General features: G+C 71.2%; 16 protein-coding genes and 1 tRNA gene. 6 read left to right on the top strand and 11 right to left on the bottom strand.

The window, feature by feature from the left end:
• Both rplM and JNK30_RS03695 read right to left on the bottom strand, forming a co-directional pair.
• A partial coding sequence (gene rplM / locus JNK30_RS03700) for a 50S ribosomal protein L13 (RefSeq protein WP_293480294.1) occupies positions 1–344 on the bottom strand: 344 nt, incomplete at its 3' end.
• A 396-nt stretch (positions 345–740) separates the two neighbouring features.
• Positions 741–1,772, bottom strand: coding sequence for a COX15/CtaA family protein (locus JNK30_RS03695; protein ID WP_293480292.1), 1,032 nt, complete (start codon positions 1,770–1,772; stop codon positions 741–743).
• Between the two features lie 86 nt (positions 1,773–1,858).
• On the opposite strand from JNK30_RS03695, the gene JNK30_RS03690 reads away from it, so the two are divergent.
• Together JNK30_RS03690 and JNK30_RS03685 are read left to right on the top strand one after the other, a co-directional pair.
• Positions 1,859–2,056 carry a DUF2842 domain-containing protein gene (locus JNK30_RS03690; RefSeq protein ID WP_293480290.1) on the top strand — a complete coding sequence of 66 codons (198 nt, stop codon included), beginning with the start codon at positions 1,859–1,861 and terminating at the stop codon, positions 2,054–2,056.
• Between the two features lie 31 nt (positions 2,057–2,087).
• Positions 2,088–3,014, top strand: coding sequence for an MBL fold metallo-hydrolase (locus JNK30_RS03685; protein ID WP_293480288.1), 927 nt, complete (start codon positions 2,088–2,090; stop codon positions 3,012–3,014).
• A 21-nt stretch (positions 3,015–3,035) separates the two neighbouring features.
• Here JNK30_RS03685 and JNK30_RS03680 read toward each other — a convergent pair whose 3' ends face one another.
• Positions 3,036–3,707: a TonB family protein gene (locus JNK30_RS03680; RefSeq protein ID WP_293480286.1), complete on the bottom strand. Its 672-nt coding sequence runs from the start codon at positions 3,705–3,707 to the stop codon at positions 3,036–3,038.
• A gap of 58 nt (positions 3,708–3,765) precedes the next feature.
• Here JNK30_RS03680 and JNK30_RS03675 point away from each other — a divergent pair.
• Positions 3,766–3,842: transfer RNA gene (locus JNK30_RS03675), tRNA-Pro, on the top strand.
• 67 nt (positions 3,843–3,909) lie between these two features.
• Here the strand turns inward: JNK30_RS03675 and JNK30_RS03670 are convergent.
• From JNK30_RS03670 to JNK30_RS03650, 5 genes are all read right to left on the bottom strand, one after another.
• On the bottom strand, positions 3,910–4,410 hold the full coding sequence (locus JNK30_RS03670; protein ID WP_293480284.1) for a DUF6702 family protein: 501 nt from the start codon (positions 4,408–4,410) through the stop codon (positions 3,910–3,912).
• On the bottom strand, positions 4,407–6,809 hold the full coding sequence (locus JNK30_RS03665; protein WP_293480283.1) for a M1 family metallopeptidase: 2,403 nt from the start codon (positions 6,807–6,809) through the stop codon (positions 4,407–4,409). Before JNK30_RS03665 ends, JNK30_RS03670 begins: the two co-directional genes overlap by 4 nt.
• Positions 6,810–6,936: 127 nt before the next feature.
• Positions 6,937–8,256 carry an APC family permease gene (locus tag JNK30_RS03660; RefSeq protein ID WP_293480281.1) on the bottom strand — a complete coding sequence of 440 codons (1,320 nt, stop codon included), beginning with the start codon at positions 8,254–8,256 and terminating at the stop codon, positions 6,937–6,939.
• Between the two features lie 7 nt (positions 8,257–8,263).
• Positions 8,264–9,970 carry a hypothetical protein gene (locus JNK30_RS03655; RefSeq protein ID WP_293480279.1) on the bottom strand — a complete coding sequence of 569 codons (1,707 nt, stop codon included), beginning with the start codon at positions 9,968–9,970 and terminating at the stop codon, positions 8,264–8,266.
• Positions 9,967–11,994, bottom strand: coding sequence for an amidohydrolase family protein (locus JNK30_RS03650; RefSeq protein ID WP_293480277.1), 2,028 nt, complete (start codon positions 11,992–11,994; stop codon positions 9,967–9,969). The genes JNK30_RS03655 and JNK30_RS03650 overlap by 4 nt, the downstream gene beginning before the upstream one ends.
• Before the next feature lie 218 nt (positions 11,995–12,212).
• Between JNK30_RS03650 and JNK30_RS03645 the strand changes: the two genes are divergently transcribed.
• Together JNK30_RS03645 and JNK30_RS03640 are read left to right on the top strand one after the other, a co-directional pair.
• Positions 12,213–13,700 (top strand): hypothetical protein, encoded by a 1,488-nt coding sequence (locus tag JNK30_RS03645; protein WP_293480275.1) that lies wholly within the window; start codon positions 12,213–12,215, stop codon positions 13,698–13,700.
• 1 nt (position 13,701) lies between these two features.
• Positions 13,702–15,156 carry a peptidase S10 gene (locus JNK30_RS03640; RefSeq protein WP_293480274.1) on the top strand — a complete coding sequence of 485 codons (1,455 nt, stop codon included), beginning with the start codon at positions 13,702–13,704 and terminating at the stop codon, positions 15,154–15,156.
• 24 nt (positions 15,157–15,180) lie between these two features.
• On the opposite strand, the gene JNK30_RS03635 is transcribed toward JNK30_RS03640, so the two are convergent.
• From JNK30_RS03635 to JNK30_RS03625, 3 genes are all read right to left on the bottom strand, one after another.
• Complete coding sequence (locus JNK30_RS03635; RefSeq protein ID WP_293480272.1) at positions 15,181–16,887, bottom strand: hypothetical protein; 1,707 nt, start codon at positions 16,885–16,887, stop codon at positions 15,181–15,183.
• Positions 16,887–17,828: an ornithine cyclodeaminase family protein gene (locus tag JNK30_RS03630; protein WP_293480270.1), complete on the bottom strand. Its 942-nt coding sequence runs from the start codon at positions 17,826–17,828 to the stop codon at positions 16,887–16,889. The genes JNK30_RS03635 and JNK30_RS03630 overlap by 1 nt, the downstream gene beginning before the upstream one ends.
• A gap of 156 nt (positions 17,829–17,984) precedes the next feature.
• Entirely contained in the window at positions 17,985–20,954 is a 2,970-nt protein-coding gene (locus tag JNK30_RS03625; RefSeq protein ID WP_293480268.1) for a TonB-dependent receptor, read from the bottom strand.
• A 254-nt stretch (positions 20,955–21,208) separates the two neighbouring features.
• Between JNK30_RS03625 and JNK30_RS03620 the strand changes: the two genes are divergently transcribed.
• Positions 21,209–21,715: an Lrp/AsnC family transcriptional regulator gene (locus tag JNK30_RS03620; protein WP_293480266.1), complete on the top strand. Its 507-nt coding sequence runs from the start codon at positions 21,209–21,211 to the stop codon at positions 21,713–21,715.
• Positions 21,716–21,793: the final 78 nt, after the last annotated feature.

The following is a 21,793-nucleotide window of genomic DNA, read 5'->3' as shown; positions in this document are numbered from 1 at the left end:
TCCTTCGGCAGCATGCGCTCGACGGCCTTCTGCAGCACGCGCTCGGGATACTTGCCGCCCAGGATCTGGGCCGGGGTCCGCTGCTTCACGCCGCCCGGGTGGCCGGTGTGCCAGTAGTAGACCTCGTCGGTGGCCTTCTTGCCGGTGAACTTCACCTTGTCGGCGTTCACGACGACGACGTAGTCGCCGCAGTCGACGTGCGGGGTGTAGTCAGGCCGGTGCTTGCCGCGAAGGCGCATCGCGATGAACGAAGCGAGGCGGCCGACCACGGCGTTCTCGGCGTCCACCACGATCCACTTCTTCTCGACCTCGGCGGGCTTCAGCGAAGCCGTGGTGCTCTTCAGCATGAGGGACGATCCAATGAACCTTGCGCGGGACCGCTGGACTGCGCCCCCGACGTGAGGCGCGGCTTATGCCGAATGCCCCGCCCCATGTCAACCGGGAATGGAAGGTCTAGGTTCTGCTAACTTACTGTTCTTCCGATGGTTTTTGTATCCGGTAATATAATACCACATCTTTTCCGCTGTCATCCCGGCCGAAGCGAAGCGGAGAGCCGGGACCCATAGACTCCGCGGCTCAGGACCAACCCCGCCGCCACCGCCGCGCCCCACCCTCGACCACAGGCGCTCCCGGTCTTCCGCTCCGCGCAAACCGGGATGACAACCCAGGACCAACCCCGCCGCCCACCCTCGACCGCAGGCGTCTTCCGCTTCGCGCAAACCGGGATGACAACCCAGGTCCTAGACCCGCCGCACCCGCCAGGCGAACGCCACGGCGAGGCCCAGCAGGGCCGCCGCGGTCAGCTGGTGCACGATGGAAAGGCCCAGCGGCGCGCCCGCCATCAGGGTCGCGACCCCCAGGACCGCCTGCACGACCACCAGGCCCGCGACGCCGGCCGCCAGCAGCTTCGAGGTGCGCGCGAGGTACGGCGTGCGCCAGGCGCTGACCGCCATCGCGACCGCCACCAGCGTCAGGACATAGGCCACGAGGCGGTGGTGCAGCTGCGTCGCGCCCTGGCTGTGCGCCAGCGTCGCCCAGATCCCGCCGGCCCAGTAGTCGTCCGGCAGCAGCGCGCCGTTCATCAGGGGCCAGTCGTTGAAGACCCGGCCCGCGTCGTTGCCGGCCACCAGGGCGCCCAGCAGGATCTGCAGGTAGATCAGGCCCAGCAGCCCCGCGGCCAGCCGGCCCCAGGGACTGGGCAGGGTCTGGCGCGCCGCCCCGGCCCAGCAGTCGAAGGCGGTCCACAGCAGCGCGCCCAGCAGGGCGAACGCGAGCCCCAGGTGGACCATCAGCCGCTCGGGCGCCACCGAGACGCGCTCCGACAGCCCGCTCGCCACCATCCACCACCCGATCGCCCCCTGGGCGGCGCCCAGCAGGAAGATCACGCCCAGGCGCACCAGCAGCCGCCGCGGCAGCTGCCGCCGGAACGCGAACACCGCGAACGGGACGGCGAAGGCCAGGCCCACCAGCCGGCCCAGGAACCGGTGCGACCACTCCCACCAGTAGATGAACTTGAACTCGGCGAGGCTCATCCCGGCGTTCAGCTGCGCGTACTGCGGGATCTGCTTGTAGCGCTCGAACTCGGCGTTCCAGTCGTCGGCGCCCAGCGGCGGGATCGCGCCCGTCACCGGCTTCCACTCCGTGATCGACAGGCCGGAATCCGTGAGCCGGGTCGCCCCGCCCACGACGATCATCCCCAGCACCAGGGCCGCCACGACGAACAGCCAGATGGCCACCGGCTTGGAGCGGTCGGAACTCAGGAAGGAGATCATGGCCTCGGGGGGAAGCGGACGTTTCTCGGATGCGGCGTCCCTTTAGCGGGCTTACGCCGCCGCGGCGAGCGCTCTATGTGGAGGCCATGTCCCCTCGCCTGCGCAAGTTCGTCGGAATGCTCGCGATCCTGGCGTTCCTGTTTGTCTATGTCATCGTCGCGGTCACCGTCGGCGAGCGCCTGCCCTCGCACTGGGCCGCCCAGCTCGTCTTCTACGCCCTCGCCGGGATCCTTTGGTGGGTGCCGCTCGCCCCGCTGATCCGCTGGATGGAACGCCGGGGCTGACCTAAGCTCGGCCGTTCTTCGCGGAGGCCACATGCGGTTCCTGCTCGCCCTCATCCTCCTTGTCTCGGCGCCCCTGCCCGCGCTGGCGGCCCAGGCGGCCCGGCTCAAGGTCACGGTGCTCTCGACCATGATGGCCGACCAGGGGGTGGGCGAATGGGGCTACGCCGCCCTGGTCGAGGTGGACGGCCGGAAGATCCTCTACGACACCGGCGCGCGTCCCGAGACCGTCCTCGCCAACGCCCGCGAGCTGAAGATCGACCTGTCCGACGTGGAGGACGTCGTCCTCAGCCACCATCACGGCGACCACACCGGCGGCTTCCTGGTGCTGCGCAAGGCGCTGGCGGCGCGGAACCCCAAGGCGCTGACCCGCGTGCATGTGGCCGAGGGCTTCTTCCTGGCGGGCGGCCAGGGCTACCGGCCGGCGATCCCCAGGTTCCGCGCGGACCTGGAGGCCGCCGGCGCCACCTTCATCGTGCACAAGGACCCCGTGGAGATCGCGCCCGGCGTCTGGCTGACGGGACCGGTCCCGCGCGAGACCGGCGAGAAGAACTATCCGCAGGGCTGGAGGCTGGCCGGCGGCGGCGAGGACGACGTGCCCGAGGACATGGCCATGGTGTTCGACACCGCCGACGGCGTCGTGGCGCTCTCCGGATGCGGCCACGCCGGGGTGGTCAACATCGTCCGCCGGGCCCGGTCCATCGCCGGGGGCAAGCCGTTGCTGGCGCTGATCGGCGGCCTGCACACCTTCGCCCTGAACGACGAGCGGCTGGACTGGACGGGGGCCGAGCTGAGGGCCGCGGGCGTCCGCTACATGCTGCTGGGCCACTGCACCGGCATCGAGGCCACCCTGCGCCTGCGCCAGGCCACCGGCCTCACCCGTCGCACCGCCGCCTATGGCGCCACGGGGGCGACCTACGAACTGGGCAAGGGCATCGACGCCCGGCCGATCGCGGGGTGAACGGGCGGGACGGCCCGAACCTCAGCGAGTCCGCCCGTCGAAGATGACGCGGAACCTCCACCGGCGGTCCGGGGGCGGCGCCGCGCGTAGGTTCTCGGGTCCCGCGGTCATCCAGCCCTTCTCGGCCATCCTTACGGCCGCAAACTCGAACCCGTAGCCAGGTGTGGAGACATCGAGGACGGTGCAGTCCTTCAGCCGTCCACGCTCGTCGACCCGGCAGTCCATGTTGACGACGCCCGTAGCGCCCACGCGCGCGGCTCGTTCAGGGTAGTACGGCCCGGCCGCGCCGAGCCGGGCGAAGGCCTTGTCGCGCCTGTAGATCGCCTCACGGAACGGGGGTTCGGCGTGTGGCAGCACGAAGCGCATGGTCAACCGGGCGCCATCGGGCTGAAGGCTCGACGCCCCCTGGCACGGGCGTGTCCCCCGAAGGCTGCCCACCAGCGACAGCGCGGCCGCCCCGAACCCATGCCCGGCCGGCGTCTCGCCGACGACCGAGCAGTCGACCATCCGGCCGTCCTCTTCGGAGCGACACGCGAGCGTCGCGCGGCCTTCGACGCCAGTCTGGCGGGCCGTCTTGGGATAGGCCTCGGCCAGCTCCGAAGCCGTTGGCGTTCGAACCCATCCCGGCGGTTCGCAGTCGGCGGCTGCGGCCTCGCCGGCGACGCAGGCCACGCCCGCCGCCAAGGCCGCCAACTTTCCCGTTGCCCTCATCCGCGCTTCCGCTAGAAGACGCGCCTCGCCGCCTGGCCAGCGGAGCGTGGCGCAGCTTGGTAGCGCACTTGACTGGGGGTCAAGGGGTCGCAGGTTCAAATCCTGTCGCTCCGACCAGCGGCCGGCGGCGAGATTTCCCTATCGATCCCGATCCTTCCGCCTCGCCTGGCGCCGGGACGGGACGCTACTTCTCGAAGACCAGCTTCTGCGGCCCCTGGCCCAGGTAGAACTCGGCCGACTTGGTCACGCCGGCGCGGCGGACGTTGACGAGGTTCTCCTCGTCGGCGTGGGCGTCTTCCAGGAGGTCGCTGTCGACGGTCACGGCCCGGGTGGCGGCCTTCGGCATCTGGCCCGCATAAACCAGCTCGACGTCGTCGCCGGCGAGGTTCGTCCGGCGGTGGACGAGCGCGACCGGCTTGCCGTCGGCGTCCCACAGCCGGAAGGCCCGCGCCCCATAGGCCTCCAGCGCCTTCACGGCGTCGGGGTCGTCGAGGCTCTGCTGGGCGTTCGGCGCGATCACCGACAGCGCCGGCTCGACATCGTGGGCGGCGGCGCGGTGCGTGACGGTGACGGCGCCGGTGGCCGCGTCGATCTCCACGACCGTCAGCGCCTCGTGTCCGCGGTGCGCCGCCGCCGGCGTCGAGAGCGCCAGGAGCGCCCCGATCGCCGTCAGGACCCGCCTCACTTCTTCTCCTCGGCCTTGGTCGCCGGGACCGGGTCCAGGCCGTCGGTCGTGACCCGCAGGTCGTTGTCCTTCAGCTTGTCGCCCTCGTCCTTCTCCGGCCCGCTCACCTTCAGCGTCCGGGCCTGGCCCGCGCCTTCGTAGACGTTGTTGCCGCGGTCGGCGTCGGCGGTCTCCCACAGCGGGTCGATCTCGGCCTTCTTCAGCGTCTTGGCCGTCACGTGCTGCCAGGTCACCTCGGCGCTGTTGCGTCGCCAGATCTCGGCTGGGATCCGGATCGTCTCGGTGGAGCCGTCGGCGTAGTCCAGCTTCAGGATCACCGGCATCACCACCCCGCCGACGTTCCTGAATCGGAAGCGGTAGAAGGTGTCGGTCGTGTTGCGCGCGGTCCGCTCGGCCGGGGTCAGCTCCTCGTCGGCGGCCTTGGCCTTCTTCCGGCTGGCCGCCGTCGCGTCCTCGCGGCCGATGGCGTCGTAGTAGTCGCGCACCTTCGGGTCGCGGTCGGCGACGTAGCCGCCGGTGTTGCGGCTCTCGGTCAGGCTGGCCGGCTCCTCGGCCCTGCGCTCCGCCCGCAGCCGGGCCGCGGCGTCGGCGTCGGCCGGCTCCAGCTGGCCCGCGACCACCCGGTCCAGCGCGATGTCCACGTGGTCGGTCGAGTAGAACCAGCCGCGCCAGAACCAGTCGAGGTCCACGCCGCTCGACTCCTCCATCGTGCGGAAGAAGTCGTAGGGCGTCGGGCCCTTGAACCGCCAGCGCGTGGCGTAGTCGCGGAACGCCTTGTCGAACAGCTCCCGGCCCAGGATCGTCTCGCGCAGGATCACCAGCGCCGTCGCCGGCTTGTGGTAGCTGTTCGCGCCGAACTGCAGCAGCGAGTCCGACTGGGTCATGATCGGGACCTGGTTCTCGCTGACCATGTACTCGACGATGTCCTTGGGCTCGCCGCGGCGGCTGGGGAAGTCCTTCGACCAGCGCTTCTCGGCCTGGAACTGCAGGAACGAGTTCAGGCCCTCGTCCATCCAGGTCCACTGCCGCTCGTCCGAGTTCACGATCATCGGAAAGTAGGTGTGGCCCACTTCGTGGATGATCACGCCGATCAGGCCGGCCTTGGTGCGCTCGGTGTAGGTCAGGTCCCCGGTCTTGCGGTCCTTGATCGGCCGCGGACCGTTGAAGGTCATCATGGGGTATTCCATCCCCCCGTTGATGCCGTTGACCGACTGGGCCTTGGGGTATGGATAGGGGAAGGCGAACTCGTTGTAGACCTGGATGGTGTGGGCGATCGCCTTGGTCGACCAGGCGTCCCACAGGGGCCGCGCCTCCTTGGGGTAGAAGCTCATGGCCATGACCAGCGGCTGCTCGGCGCTGTCCTGCCGCACGCCCATGGCGTCCCACACGAACTTGCGGCTGGAGGCCCAGGCGAAGTCGCGGACGTTCTGGGCCCGGAAGGTCCAAGTCCTGGTCCCGGTGGGCTTGCCCTTTTCGGCCGCCAGCGCCTCGGCCGGCGTCACGATGTAGACGGGTTCCCTCGCCGTGCGCGACTGCTGCAGGCGCGCCGCCTGGGCCGGCGTGAGGACCGCGCCCGGGTTGGTCAGGTCGCCGGTCGCGGCCACCACGTGGTCGTTCGGGACCGTCAGCGAGACGTCGTAGTCGCCGAACTCCAGCGTGAACTCGCCCGAGCCCAGGAAGGCCTTGTTGTGCCAGCCCTCATAGTCGGTGTAGCGCGCCAGGCGCGGGAACCACTGGGCGCCCAGGAACAGGCAGTTGCCGTCCTCGTCGGGCCGGGTGAAGCACTCGTAACCGTCGCGGGCGCCGGTGACCTTGGTCTCGTTCAGGGCGTACGACCATTCGATCGTGAAGCTGACCGCGCCGCCGGACGGCAGGCTCTGGGGCAGGTCCACGCGCATGAGGGTATCGACCACCTTGTGCGGCAGCGCGCGGCCCGATCCGTCGCGCACCGCGGCGATCTTGAAGCCGCCCTCCCAGTCCTTGAACTTCTGCACGCGCTTCAGCGTGGCCAGGCTGATCTCGTCCGAGCCGCCGACGGTCGCCGTGCGCTCGGCGATGGAATCCCGGCGGAAGATGTTCTGGTCCAGCAGGAGCCAGAGATAGGTCAGCCGGTCGGGCGAGTTGTTGCGGTAGGTGATCGTGGCCTTGCCGAAGACGGTCTTCGTCGGCTCGTCCAGGCGGGCCTGGATCCTGTAGTCGACCTTCTGCTGCCAGTAGCGATGGCCGGGCGCGCCGCTGGCGGCGCGGTAGTCCGTGGGCGTCGGCCACGCTTCGCCCTCGAGCTGCCGGAAGGCGTCCTTCCAGGGCGCCTTGGTCTGCTGCACCGGATCGGCCAGCGCCATCGACGTGGAAAGCACGCCGGCCAGGACCGCCACCGCGGTCAACACAAGCTTCTTCATGTACGCCCCGAACCCACGCCGTCCCCGTTCATCCCGCCGTTGGGGCCGGTTGGCAAGGCCATATGTGTTATGAAGTAACGCTGGGATGCGGCGGCTGCGGCGACTGCCGAGATTGCAGGCGCCGCCGCTATCCTGGAGACCTCGGTGAGGCGGGCTCGACGCCCGGGGCGTGGCGACGGAAGCGGTAGTAGAGCAGCCCCGCCGCCAGCCAGCCGGCCAGCAGCACATATGGCCGCCAGTCGGAGGTGATCCCGACCGACGCGATGACCGCCGCGGCGATCATGCCCAGGACCGACAGCGTCCGCACGGTCGTCCGCCCGAACCGCAGCCGCGCCTGGGCGTGGATCTCGGGATGACGTCGGGCCACGTTGTAGGCCGCGAGGCACGAGCCGAGGTACTTCATCATCGTCGGGATGTTCACCGCCAGCAGCAGGAACAGCAGGCTGGACGGGAGGAACAGGCCCAGGCAGCAGGCCGCGAAGGCCACCATCGTCGCCACGTGCGGCGTTCCGAACCGCGGATGGATGCGGCCGAGGGGCGCGGGCAGCACGCCCGCCCGGCCCATGGCGTAGAGGAACCGCGCGAACACCAGGAACACCGCGTTCATCGACTTGGCGAGCGCCAGCACGGCGGCCGTCACGATCACGGGCGCCGCCCAGCCCCCGAGCGCCGCCTCGGCCGCCGTCAGCAGCGGGGCGTCGCTGGCCGCCAGCCCGTCGGCGCCCACCAGCGACAGCGCCGTGAACGCGATGGCGAGGTAGACGGCCACCGTCAGCAGCAGCGCGAGCCCCAGGGCCAGCGGCACGACCCGCTTCGGATCGGCCACCTCCTCGCCCACCTCGGTGGTGGTTTCGATGCCCAGGAACAGCTGGATCATCAGGGGCAGCGCCGCGACGATGGGAACCCAGCCCACGCCGACCGAGTCCGCGACGAGCTGCGGCTTCAGGTGGGGCGCGCCCGCGGCCACGAACACGGCGAACACCCCAAGCAGCAGCAGCATCATCACCGTCTGCGCCCGGGCCGCTATGGCCACGCCCAGGTAGTTCAGCGCGAAGACCGCCAGGAACAGGACGAACATCACGGGCTTGCCTGGAACGGGCGCCACCTTGCCGAGGTAGTTCACCAGCACCGTGCCCAGCACGATCATCACCACGGCGTTCGACAGGATCCGCAGCCAGACGATCCCGAAGGCGATCAGCGGATGGGTGAACTGCCGTTGCCACTCGAAGGAGGCGGCGGTGCGCGGCACGGCCGAGGCCATGTAGGCGTAGACCAGCCCGAACAGCACCATCGGCAGCGCCGCCAGCAGGCACGCCGCCAGGATGCCCTCGCGGCCCACCTGCGCCGCCGGTCCCAGCACCGAGAAGATCGAGGCGCCGATGGCCGTCCCTGCCCCCAGCATGACGAGGTCGATCAGGCGGACGCCGTGGCGGAGCTGGTCGGTCATGGGTCCCCTAGAAGCGGCAGGCGTTGTCGGGCGTGTTCGGATCGCGCGACCAGCGATAGCCCTCCGCGGGCGCGCCGCGCGGCAGGTAGCTCACGGTCGTCGTGGCGTCGCCCCGCCGCAGGGTGAGGATCAGCGGCCGCGTCTCGTCCTTGCGCACCTCGCTGATGTCGCTCGCCTCGACGATGACGTCGCCGTTGCGCACGCCCGCCTGGTCGGCCGCCGAACCGGGCTCCAGGTCGCGCACCACGCGGTCGTCGTTCAGGGAAGCCCGCGCGAAGCCCAGCTGGAACGGCCGCACCGCCTGCGGCCGCACCACGAGGCACGGCGCATACAGCCCGGACGGCGGGATCAGCAGGTCGCCGCGCACCATCCGTTCGTATCCGGCCGTGGCCGCCACCGGCCCGATCTCGGCCCCCACGAGCTCCAGCCACTGCGCGACGCCATAGGGCTCGCCGGCGTCCTGGCGCCGGCGCATCGCCTTGGCGAGGTCGTCCAGGCTGCGCCGGCCGCCCGAGGCCTCCCGCACCGCCGCGTCCACCTGCTGCAGGTAGAGCCAGCCCCGGCCGTACGGCACGGTCTGCGCCACGGGATCCGTCCAGAACCTCTTCGCCGCTTCGGGGCTCGAGGCGCGCACGTAGGGGTTCGAATAGTAGGCCGTCGCGCGCTCGTTGAAGGTCTCCAGCAGCCGTCCCGTGCTGATCGCCCCCGCGCGCCACGACAGCACCGTCGAATAGTACTCGGCCATGCCTTCCGAGTACCAGGCGGTCTCCCCGTGATCGCCCTGCATCCCCGGCCAGGTGTGGGCCATCTCGTGGGCCAGGAGCCCCTGCAGGCTGTCGACCGTGGGCTTCGCCGGCAGGTGGTAGCCGAACATGAACGACCGTGCGAGGCCGGTGCCGCCCGTGCCCTTGTAGGGATTCTGCCGCGCGAAGACGCGGTAGCTCCCGCCCCTGTCGCCGAAGAAGGCCGCCATGCCGCCGTAGAGGGCCTTCAGCTTGGCGCCCAGCTCGTTGGGGTCGAACGGCGGCTCGGACAGCCAGTAGACGTCGAAGCCCGAGCCGGGGTCCGGCGGATAGGATTTCAGCGGCCCCACGTAGTAGTAGCTGAACTGCAGCACGTCGGAGGGGATCACCGTCTCGACGGTCCCCTCGCCCAGCGACCAGACGCCGCGCGAGCCCTTGGGGGCCGCCGACAGGTCCCAGCTCAGCCGGACTCGCCAGGGTCCAGGCGCGGCCGGGGCGGCGAAGAAGCCGTTGCCCGAGCCGGCGAAGCCGCCGTTCTCCTCGCGCAGGTCGAACAGCGGGCCGTTGTTGGTGGCCGCCGTCACCCGTCGGGGCGGCGCGCGGTAGCTCACCACAACGTCCCCGGCGCTCGCCCGGCCCACGATCCAGCGGCGGTAGACCCCCTGCGGCGTCGGGGGCTCTTCGGCCTGCGACAGCGGGATCGGTCCCCGGTCGTCGCGCGCCTCGACGGCGTCCGCCGGCCACGGCGGCGTCGGGATGCCCACCAGCCGGATCGGCAGCCGCACCAGCGGATCGCCGGCCTTCAGCCCCGGCGCCTCCAGGGTCATCCGGACGCCGAGATGGCTGCCCTCGCCGCCGGCGGCGTGCGGCGTCAGCACCACGTCCAGCCGCTTCGGGGGCTCGGCCGCCGCGGCGCCCGTCCCGAGCACGACGGCCATCAGCCCCGACAGGATCGCCACGGCCAGCCTCACGGCGCGGCCTTCGTCACGGGCGGCGGCGGCGCGAACGGCCGGATCGCCAGGTGCTCGTAGATCTCCGCCGGGTAGTAGACCACCCCGCCGACCATCGTCATGCGGGTCTTCCTCAGCGCCGAGATGTTCGCCACCGGGTCGCCGTCCACCAGGATCAGGTCGGCCAGCTTGCCGCGTTCGATGCTGCCCGCCTCGTGGTCGCGCCGGAAGTAGCGTTCGGCGCCCAGGGTGCCCAGATAGAGCGCCCGGCCGGCCGGGATGCCCGCCGCGACATAGACCTCCATCTCCCGCAGGCTGGAGAACCCCGTGCCGTCGTCGGTGCCCGGCAGCAGCTGAATGCCCGCGTCGTCCAGCATCTTCAACACCTCGAGCACCTTGCGGTAGCCGGCCTGGTAGTCGGCGTCGTCCTGCGGGGTGCGGATCGTGACGAAGCTGCGCCTGCGGTAGCGCTGGTAGCCGATCGGCACATGGTCCAGGTACGGCTGGTCGCCCGCCTGCACCTGGCCCGCCCGCGAGAGCATCAGCCGCTCCAGGATCATCGCCGTGGTGTCCAGCGCGGTCCCGCGGGCCTTCATCAGCCGCACGGTCGACTGGACGCGCTCGGACCTCAGGTCCAGGTCCTTGCCGCGCGCCATGCCGGTCAGCCGCAGGGGCGTGCGGGTGTCCTCCTTTGGGTCCAGGATCCAGCCCAGCATCAGCTGGTTGATGTGGGCGATGTCGTCGTAGCCGTCCCGGATCACCCGGTCGGGCGACGAGAAGGCCGGCACGTGGCCCGTCACCCCCATCCCGAGCCGCTTGGCCTCGGCCGCCACGGGGGCCACCCAGTCGGGGTTGAAGCTGTTGTAGATCTTGACCTGCCAGTAGCCGTGGTCGGCGTACCAGCGGACCCGCGCGAGCGCGTCCTCCAGCGTGTCCGACACGAACCCCAGCCGCGCCGAATAGGGGCTGCGGCCCTCCAGGAACCCGTTGCGCACGATCCGCGGGCCCGCCAGCCGGCCGGCGGCCAGCCCGTCCAGCATGGACAGCAGCTCTTCGTTGTCGTTGCCCTGGTCGCGGGTCGCGGTCACCCCGGCCGCGAGGTTGAACAGGTTTGACGACAGGCTGGTGTGCGAGTGCATGTCGTGCAGGCCGGGCATCAGCGTCCCGCCCTGCCCGTCGATCACCGCCTCGCCCTTCGGCGGCGGGCCTGGCGTGTCGTTGGCGAGCACGCCGGTGATGCGGTCCTTGAACACCACCACGGTCTTCAGGTCGGCGCTCAGCGTCATCGACACCGGATCGAAGACGCGCACGTTGCGGATCCGCACCGGCCCGCCGAAGCGATGCGCCAGCTTCGCCTGCGCCTCTTGCGCCCGCGCCAGGCTGATCTCGCGCTTCAGGGCGTCCAGCTTCGGGACCTCGGCCTCGTACCCCTCGCGGATCAGGCCGCCCACCGCGAACAGCTCGCCCTTTCCGTCCACCAGGATGTAGTCCGGGGCCAGGTCGATGCCGGCCAGCTCGTAGACGGTGACCGGGACCGCCCGCTTGCCCGCGCCCACGGTGGTCCGGCGCACCTCGCTCAGCCGCAGCTGTCCCGACGGCAGCACGGGCAGCGTGCGGCCGGGAGCCTTCAGCAGCGCCTTCACATAGACGCCCAGCATCCAGGGACTGACGTCGTTGCCGATGTAGAGCAGCGGCCGGGGCGCGGAGACCCGGCCCTTGTCCGCCTGGCTGGTCCATTCGGCCTCGCCGGCGCGCCACGCGTAGCGCTCGGCCACGGGGCTGCCGAACAGGCTCTCGCCCTCGATGGTCCAGGCTACGGGCAGGCCCCCGGCGTCCGCCTCGATCGTCTCGCGGGCCTTGGGGCCGCGGCCGTTGTTCGAGACCGCGTAGTCGACCCGCGTCGTGCGCCCCTGCACGTCGGCGGTCAGATGACCCACCTTCTCGCCGTTGGCGATGACGACGTACCTGTGGGTCGCCGCGAGCGCCGGCGCCGAGAGCGCGACGGCCAGGGCCAGGCCGGCTGCGACGGCGGTTCTAAGCGGCATGGATACGACCCCTCACGACCGCATCATCGTACCTTCGGCGTCGGGATTTTCTATTCGAACTGCTGGCGAGCGCCGTCGCGGGCGACAAGATCAATGCGGGACCGGAAGCGCCGTCGGCATAGCCTATGCCGCGGGAATTGGGCCGCGCCGCCAGAAGGAAAAGATTATCCGGCGGCCCCGGGCTAGCCTTCCCCGGCGACGGAAACCAGGGGGCGGATATGGCCGGGATCACCAAGCGCGAGCTGCTGGGCGCCGGCGGCCTCGCCGTGGCGGCCGCGGGCGCGGCGAAGGCCGCCGAGACCCTCCCGGGCGCCGGCGGCCCGTTCGTAAGCACGCATTCGGGCGTCTTCAACGGACGGAAGGTCGACTTCACCGCCACGGTCGGAGAGACGGTCGTCGCGGCCGCCGACGGCCGGCCCGGCGTGCGCTTCGTCTGCACGTCCTATGTGAAGGCCGGCGCCGACCCCGCCACCCGTCCGGTGCTGTTCGCCTTCAACGGCGGCCCGTCCAGCTCGTCCGCCACCCTGCACATGATGGCTCTGGGCCCCCGACGGCTCGTGGTCTCCCAGGATCCCAAGGTCCCCACTGCCGGCGGCCTCGTCGACAACACGGAGACGGTGCTCGACGTGGCCGACCTGGTGTTCGTCGACCCGGCCGAGACCGGCTTCTCGCGCCTGCTGCCCGGCGGCGACCGGTCGCGTGTGTACTCGGTCGAGGGCGACGCCCAGTCGGTCTCCGACTTCGTGGCGGCCTGGATCCGGACGAACGGCCGCGAGGCCTCGCCGAAGTTCGTGCTGGGCGAGAGCTACGGCACCCTTCGCGCGGCCCTCATGGCCGGCCAGCTGGCCAAGGTGATGCCGCTCTCCGGCGTCTTCCTCTTCGGCCAGGCCGTCAACATGATCGAGACCAGCCAGCGCGCGAAGAACGCCCTGGCCTACGCCACCAATCTCACGGCGCTGGCCGCCGTCGCCGCCTACCACGGCCGGGCGCCGGCCTGGAAAGGCCGGTCCATGGGCGCCGTGGTGGACGCCGCCTACGCCTGGGGCATGAGCGAATACCTGCAGGCCCTCCTGCAGGGCCACGACCTGCCCGCCGCCAGGCGCCGCGAGGTGGCCGCGAAGCTTCAGGCGATGACCGGCGTCAGCGCCGACTACTACCTGCGGAACGACCTCCAGATCACCAAGATCGCCTTCCTGCGCGAGCTTCTCCCCGGCCAGGTGCTGGGCATGTACGACGCCCGCTACGTGGGTCCCGCGCCGGCCGGGCAGCGCGTGGCCGACCCCTTCGGCCCGGTGACCGCCGCGGTCGAGCCCTCCATGCTGGCGCACTACCGGGACCTCGGCGTCGCCTGGCCGGCTTCGGACTACCGGGCCCAGGCGCCGGAGACGAGCGGCTGGGCCTGGAACGGCACGCTGGGGCCGGGCGGCCCCTTCCTGGACTACGACTACCAGGCGCGCATCGGCCCCGCCTTCGCGGCCGATCCGAAGTTCCGGCTCATGATCGGCACCGGCATCTACGACCTGACGACCACGGTCGGCCCGGCCCGCTACCTCGTGACCAAGAGCGACTGGCCGCGCGAACGCGTGATCCAGCGCCAGTACGTGGGCGGCCACATGGCCTACACGCACGAGCCGTCGCTGAAGGCGTTCACCGGCGACATCCGCAGCTGGATCACCGGTGGGCGGTTCGCGCCCCAGGCGCTCTGAGGTGAGGGCCCTGCTCGCCGCCGCGGTCCTGGCGACCGCCGCCGCGTCCGCCGTCGCCCAGCCGGCGGCCGAGGCCCCTGTGGTCACGCGCCACGCCATCACCATCGCCGGCCGGCCGCTCGCCTACACGGCCGAGGCCGGCCGCATCGCCATCCGCGACCCGGGAACGGGCGAGACCAGGGGCTGGATGTTCTACATCGCCTACCGGGTCCCCTCGTCGAAGCCCCGCCCCCTCGCCTTCGTCTGGAACGGCGGCCCCGGCGCCAACTCGGCCACGCTGCACTTCGAGGTCGCCGGCCCGAAGCGGGGCGAAGTCGGCCGCCTCGTCGACAACGCCGACACCTGGCTGACCCACGCCGATCTGGTCTTCGTCGATCCCATCGGCACGGGCTTCAGCCGCGCGGCCCGCCCCGAGTACGCCCAGGGGTTCTACGGCACCTTGGGCGACGTGGCGTCGGTGACCGAGTTCGTCCGCGCCTGGCGCGCGCAGCAAGCCGCCGAGGCCAACCCGCTCTACCTGATCGGCGAGAGCTGGGGCGCAGGCCGCGCCGCCAACGTCGGCCAGGCCCTGCTGGCGCGGGGCGTCCGGGTCAACGGCCTGGGGCTGATCTCCGGCGGAACCGGGCTCGCCCGCGGCGCCGCCGACCCGCCGCTCGACCACCTGAGGGTCGTGGGATACGCGGTGACCGCCTTCCATCACGGCCGGCTTGCCCCGGACGTCGGACGCACGCCCGACGCCGTCCGCCGCGCCGCCGGGCGGTGGGCCCGCGACACCTACGGGCCGGCGCTGGCCCGGCGCGAGCAGCTGGACCCCGACGAGCGCGAGCGCATCGCGGCGGGGTTGGCGCGCCTCACCGGCGTGCCGGCGGACCAGGTCGATCGCCGCACGCTGATGCTGACGCCGCGGCAGTTCCGCACCGCGCTCGGCGGCGACAGGCCGCTGAACGTCTTCGACATGCGCCGCGTCGACGAGCCGTCCGACCGCGCCACGGACGCCATCCTGCGCTACCTGCGCGGCGACCTCGGGTATCGCACCGACCTGCCGTACGTGGGCCTCGAGGCCGAGCCGCCTGGCCCGGACGGCAAGCCCCCGCCCGGCGTCGGCGCGCGCTGGGACTACGCCACCGGCCCGGTCACCCCCGAGGCGCGCGAGAAGGCCTTCGCAGAGGCCGTCCGCACGGGAGCCGGCCCGCCGAAGCTCGGCCCGCCCCTGCCCGGCACGGCCGAGGCCGTGGCGCTGAATCCGAGGCTCAGGGTGCTCGTGGCCTCGGGCCTGTACGACAGCCTCGCGAACTGCGCCGGCGACGCGGAGACCGCGCGCCGCCTCCCCGCGCCCCTGAAGCCCGCCATGACGTTCCGCTGCTATCCCGGGGGTCACATGATGTACCGCGACGCCGAAACCCGCGCGCGCTTCAGCCGCGACATCCGCGCCCTGGTGAGCGGGACCCTGCGCTGATCCATCGGCGCCCCCAGAGCCGTCTCAGGTCGCGCATCTGGCGTCGGGCACGCCCGGGACCCGCGTCCATTGCCAGGCGTCCACGGTCTCGCCGCGCGGCAGGTAGGTCACCGGGAATGTCCGGCCCGCGCGGGTCACGCGCAGCGTCAGCATCCGCGCCTGGTCGCCCTGCACGCTGTCCATGGCGACCGAGTAGGTGACGACGTCGCCGTCCTGAAGTCCGGCCTTGGCGGCTTCCGAGCCCGGGACCAGGCCCCGGATGGTCTTCACGTCCCCCACCAGCGAGCGGGGGTCGAAGCCCAGGTCGAAGCGCCGGAACCTGCCCGTCGTGCGGCTGAAGCAGGGACCGAAGTCGCCGCTCTCGGGCAGCATCAGCCGGCCCGCCAGCATGTCCGCGTGCACGCGGCGTCCCTCCTCGCCCAGCTCCCGCGCCAGCAGCTCGACCCAGCCGCTCTCGGGCACGGTCTCGCCCGCGCGGCGTCGCCGGACCATCTCGCGGATCAGGTCGTCCAGCGATCGCCGGCCCTGGCTGGCCCGCCGGATCTTCCCGTCCAGCACGGCGAAGTACATCGCGCCCCGGTCGTACGGCAGCGTACGGATCCGGGTGTCCTCCCAGAACCGCGCGGCGATCTCGGCGTCCGGCGTGTCGTTCAGCGCATTGGTGTAGTAGCGCCGGGCCGTGTCGTTGATGTCGTCCAGGTACTGTTCGGGCGTCAGCATGCCGGCGCGCATCGGCAACAGCGCCTGGTAGTGCACCGCGATCCCCTCGCCGTACCACTGGCCGCCAAGGCCCGAGGCGGTCCAGGTGTGGATCATCTCGTGCGCTAGGGTCCCCTTCAGCGCCTCGGGGTCCTTGGCCGTCTCGCCCCAGGTCAGCAGGAACGAGTTGGTCAGCGCCGCGCCGCCGCCGGCGTTGATGGGGTTGTAGCGCAGGACGACCCGGTAAGGCGGGGTCTCCGGGTCCTGGAAGAAGCCGCTCATCCAGCCGTGCAGGCGCGACGCCCATTCCATCAGCGGCCGCGGGTCGAACGGCGGGTCGCCCAGCCAGGCGGCGGAGAAGCCGGTCGCCGTCACGTTCGCCGGCGCGCGCCGCATGGGTCCGGCCATGAACAGGGTGCGGTGGAGCCGCTCGGCCGGCCCCGCGGGCAGCGTGACGTCGCCGTCGCCCAGGCTCGACATCGCGGTCGAGCCGGCCGGCATCCCGCTCAGGTCCCAGGACAGCGCCACCCGATAGGCCGTCCCGCCCTCGGGCAGCAGGATGAAGGTGTTGCCCACGCCCGAGACGCCGCCGCCCTCGGTGCGCAGGCCGTACGGCGGTCCCGAGCCCCTCCGGGGCGGCGTGTTGTCCACCGGCGCCCGGTAGGTCACGGTCACGTCCCCCTTCACCGCCCGCCCGGCCAACCAGCGGCGCGAGTAGGCGATCGCGACGGGGTCGTCCTTCACGCTCAGCGGGACCTCGCTCGCGGCGTCCGTGACCTTCAGCTCCGTCAGGGTCGCCGCCACGGTGTCGGTGTTCGCGATCACCAGGGGCAGCGTCAGCAGCGGCGCGCCCGCCGGAACGTCGACGTCGGGGATGGTCAGCCGGACCTCGACGAACGCCCGGCCGGCCGCCGCGTCGATCCCCCCGGGCTTCAGCACGACCCGAAGCTCCGGCTCCGCGGCGGCGGCCGCGGGCGCAGGGCCGAGCGCCACGGCCAGCGCCATCGACAACACGAGGCAGAACCCGCGCATCAGCCCGCCTCGTAGAGCGCCTTGGCGGCCGCGAGGTCCTGCACCACGTGACCCAGCGACTTGTAGACCGTGATCTGGTCGGCGGACTGGCGTCCCGGCAGGTCGCCCGCCAGCACCTGGCCGATCTCGCCCACCACGTGATCGTCGCCCACCAGGCCCGCGGCCTTGGCGTAGAGGAACTCGGCGCCCTGGGCGAGAACGCCCTCGCGGCTGTCGGCGATGAAGCGCGAACGGACCACCAGGTCGTGGTCGACCTCCGTCGGCCCGGGACCGCTGGAGCCCACCAGGTTCACGTGCGCGCCCGGCGCCACCCAGGCGCCGCGCAGGATCGGTTCGCGCGCATTGGTCACCGCCGTGATGATGTCGGCGTCCGCCACGGCGGCCTCGACGCTGTCGGCCGCGGCGACCGGAAGGCCCAGTTCCGCGCCCATCCTGGCCGCGAAAGCCGTCGCCCGCCCGGCGTCGCGGCCCCACACGGCGATCTTCGACAGCCGGCGCACCTTCGCGATCGCGCGCGCGTGCGTCGTCGCCTGCTCGCCGTAGCCCAGGATCGCCATCGCGGCCGCCTCGGGCCGGGCCAGCGCGTCCGTCGCCACCGCGCTCGCCGCCGCCGTCCGGATCGCCGTGATCTCGCCGGCGTGCGCCACGCAGACCGGCGCGCCGGTCTCGCCGTCGAACAGCACCACCACGCCCTGGTGCGACTGGACGCCCTTGGCGAAGTTGCCCGGGTAGACGCTGATCAGCTTGGCGCCGAACATCGCGCCCTCGCCCAGCGCGCCCGGCATGATCCCGAACACCCCCTTCGGCCCCAGCGGCAGGATCGAACGGAGGTGCTGGCGTGTGACGCCCTTCGAGAAGGCGATCATCGCCTCCCGGACGAGCGGGATGCAGAGCTCGTAGGTGAGCTTCCGGGCCACCTCGTCCCGATCGATGATGCGCAAGCGCTCCTCCGTGCCTGGACCTCGGCGCGGGGACCCGCGCCGCGCGCAGCGTCGGGCCGGCGCGGCCGACCGGCAAGAGCCGGATGTGGGGGCCGCGGCGGCCCTCTGGCGGCCGCCGCGGCGGAGGCGCGGTCCGATATCCTGGACCGCGACGTTCTAGAACTTGGCGTTCAGGCCCACGAAGAACTGCCGGCCCAGGATGTCGCCGTAGTTGCGGGTGGGGAACGACGGGTCCTCGTCCGTCAGGTTGGTGACGCCGGCGCGCACCGTGTAGCGGTCCAGGAAGGTGTAGGCCGCCGAGACGTTGTGCCGGATGTTCTCGTCGATGACCGGCGTCGGCGTCGACTCGATCGAGGCGTTCTGGGCCAGGGCCACCTTGTCCAGGTAGATCATCTGGTAGGTCAGGCGCAGCGGCCCGCGGCGGTAGCGCGCGTCGAAGGTCCCCACCCAGTCGGGCTGGGCCACCGTGTTGTCGGTCCGCGAACGGTCGAAGCCCGTGACCGAGGTCACCAGCTTGGACGTGTGGGTCAGCGACAGGTTCAGCTCCATGTCGCCGTAGTCGGCGTCGCCGAAGAAGCGGCCCACCGGGAAGACGTAGTTGATGTTGTAGGTCTCGCCCCGGTACGTGACCTTGCCGGCATTGAAGGTCGTCTGCCGCGCGGTGACCACGTTGCCGGCCGCGTCACGCGTGAAGGTCGCGCACACGTCCGCCGGCTGCGGCGAGGCGTCGAAGCAGGTCTCCAGGAAGTTGACCGGCGTGAACGGCGAAAGGCCGTCCTTCAGGTCCACCTCGATGCGGTCCGCCACGATGGTGAGGCCCGGGATCAACTCGGGCTGCAGCACCACCCCGTAGGTCAGGGTGTTGGAGATCTCGTTGTCGAGGTTCGGATTGCCGCCCGACGTCACCAGCGCCGTCGAGAAGTTCGACGACGAGTTCTGGAAGGTCGCGAGGGGCCCGTAGCCCGGGTTGGCCGCGAACAGCGCCACGCAGTTGGCCCGGCGCGTCGCCGGCGCCGGCCCGTTGGCGATGTAGCGGAAGTCGCACGGGTCCTGGCCCGCGTTGTTCAGCGCCGTCCGCACCGGGGCGAACTGCTGGTCCAGCGTCGGCGCCCGGAAGTTGCGGCTGCGCGAGATCCGGGCCGTGAAGCCGGTCACGATCTCCCATCGGCCGCCGACGCCCCAGACGTCTTCCTTGCCCGCCAGCGAGTTGTCCACGTAGCGGTACGAGCCGTCCAGCTCGACCATCTTGGCGAACGGCAGGGTGAAGTCGCCGCCCAGCACGGGGATCAGCAGCTCGCCCGACAGCTCGTCGGTGTGGAAGCGTCCGCCGGTCGCCGCCTGCGGCACCTGCGAGCCGGTCAGCCCCAGCTGGTTGGCCGTCAGCGGCACGAACTTCGCCTTCTCGCGGCGGTGCTCGTAGGCCACGCTGAACTTCACCTTGCCCGCCGGCAGCTCGAGCACGTCGCCGCCCAGGGTCGCCAGGTAGTCGTCCTGGGTGTTGAGGTAGTCCTGGCCGACCAGCAGGTTGACGTAGTTGCGCGCCTCCTGGGTCACATTGCCCTGGCCGAACGGGTTGATGGGCGTGCAGTTCGGGTCGTTGTTGTTCGGGTTGGCGTCGGCGTTGATGCCGCAGACGATCTGGCCGGTGGCGGTGCGCACGGCCTGCAGCGCGTTGTTGAAGCGCGTCTGCCAGACCGCGTAGCCGCGCTGGGCGCCGTCGGTCTCGGCGTGGCTGGCCGAGAGGCTCCAGTAGAAGTTGCGCTCGCCCAGGCTGAAGTCGCCGTCCAGGGCCAGCACCACGCGGGCCGTGTCCGTCTCGAGATTGCCCTCGCGGGAATAGAGGATATCGCTCCACGCCTTGGACAGGAACAGCGGCGGGCCGCCCGGGGCCACCTGCGCGCGCACCGGGTCCAGGAACGGGTTGCTCCGCGCGATCGGGATCGCGCCTGCGCCGCTGGCGGCGTTGTTGAGCACCGTGTTCGACTGCAGGTTCTGGTAGGGGTCGCGGCTGCGCACGTGCGCCCAGCCCACCTCCGCCGACAGGCGGATGTTGTCGGTGATGTCGTAGTGGCCCAGGAAGTTGGCGTTGAACCGCGTCACGCCGACGTACAGCGAGGCCAGCTCCTGGTAGGGCAGCCCGTCGCCGCCCGACGAAAACGGAATGCCGCCCGGCGTGCCGATGCTGTAGGGGACCAGCGCCGTGCCCGTGGCGTTGAACTGCTGCGGGACGCCGCCGATGGCCAGGATGAAGTTGGTGAGCGGCGCCGCGGCCGGCGAGAACAGCAGGCCGTTGTAGTTGAAGCTGGTGAAGCGCGAGTTCAGGTTCTCGCGCACCGCCGGGATGCCGTCCGAGCCGGACGTGTTGGCGGTGTTGGCCACCGTCACCCGGCCCAGGTTCGAGCGCGGTCGGTCGTAGTCGTAGAGCGGCCGCGTCTTGGAGTACTCCAGGTCCAGCGCCACATTGGCGCGCCCGCTCAACAGGTTCTTCCCGAACGTGCCGCGCAGGCTGGTCACCGGATAGTCGCCGCGGCTGGATTCCCCGTACTGAGCGTCCAGCTCGACGCCCTCGAAGTCGTCCCTCAGCACATAGTTGATCACGCCGGCGATGGCGTCCGAGCCGTAGACCGCCGCGCCGCCCGCCTGCACGACGTCGATGCGCTCGAGCAGGCCCGCGGGGATGATGTTGGTGTCCACCACCCGGTCGCCCTGTCCGGGCGCGTTGATGTTGAACTGCCCCGACGACGAGGTGACCATCCGGCGGCCGTTGACCAGGGTCAGCGTGCGGCCGGGGCCCAGGCCGAACAGGTTCGGATACTGCTGCCCGCTGCCGGCCGCCGAGCCGTTGCCGGCCGCCTGCGGGAACGACGGGATGTTGGAGGTGATCTGGTTCAGCGCCTGGCCGGGCTGGACGAAGCCGCGGTCGGTCAGGGTCTGGGCGTCGACGACGGCGACCGGCGCCGGCGTCTCGGTCTCGGCCCGACGGATGCGCGAGCCGGTGACGACCACCTCCCCCACCTCGGCGCCGTCTGGGGCGGCCTGGGCGAAGGCCGGCGCGGCCCCCATCAGCGCCAGGCCGGCCAGCACGGTCGAGCCCAGCATGCGCCTGCGAATGGAAAAGCCGCTCATCGTGATCCCCCGGTTTCGGCGGACCCCGGCGCAGAAGCTGCGCTTCCCGCATGTCTTCGGCCAAGGTCCTGCAAGGCCAGACCCTAGTTTCAGAGCCCCGGTTTTTCTTTTCGTTCTTCGGACCGTCACCGCGGCGACGCAGATTGATAATGCAGCCGCCTCGCCGGCCGCGAATGACCAATGCGCCCGGGTCGCGCGCCGTGGCGAACGGTCCGCGCCTTGACTCGCGGCGAAGGCGCATCCGCTATGCGCGAATGGCCCGGTTCAAAGACACAGCTATTCCCGCGGCGCTCGACGCCATCGACATCAAGATCCTGGACCTGATGCAGAAGGACGCCTCGCTCTCGACGGGCGAGCTGGCCGAGCGCGTGGGCCTGTCGCAGTCGCCGTGCTGGCGGCGCATCCAGCGGCTGCGCGAGGAGGGCTACATCAAGTCCGTGGTCGCGGTGGTCGACCACGAGAAGCTGGGCTTCAAGATGCAGATCTTCGCCCAGGTGAAGATGACCACCCTCACCGAGGCCGAACGGGCCAACTTCTACAAGGCGATCAACAGCATCCCCGAGATCCTCGAGTGCTGGACCGTGTTCGGCGAGATGGACGCCATGATGAAGATCCTGGCCCCCGACGTGACCTGGTACCAGGACTTCATCTTCTCGGTGCTGCTGAAGCTGCCGGGGGTGATCGACGTGCGCTCCATCGTCACGCTGTCGGCCCAGAAGAGCACGATGGCCGTGCCGCTGACCGCGCGGCAGTTCCGTTGACCGCTTGGATAAATCATCCAACGCCCCAAGGGGCCCCGGCCAAGTTCGAAAGGAAAATTCGCACCGCCGGCGCTAGCA

Origin of the sequence: Phenylobacterium sp., from assembly GCF_016793225.1 — a bacterium.
In the GTDB taxonomy this organism is placed as follows: Bacteria; Pseudomonadota; Alphaproteobacteria; order Caulobacterales; family Caulobacteraceae; genus Phenylobacterium.
This window is presented reverse-complemented; position numbering and strand designations above follow the sequence as displayed.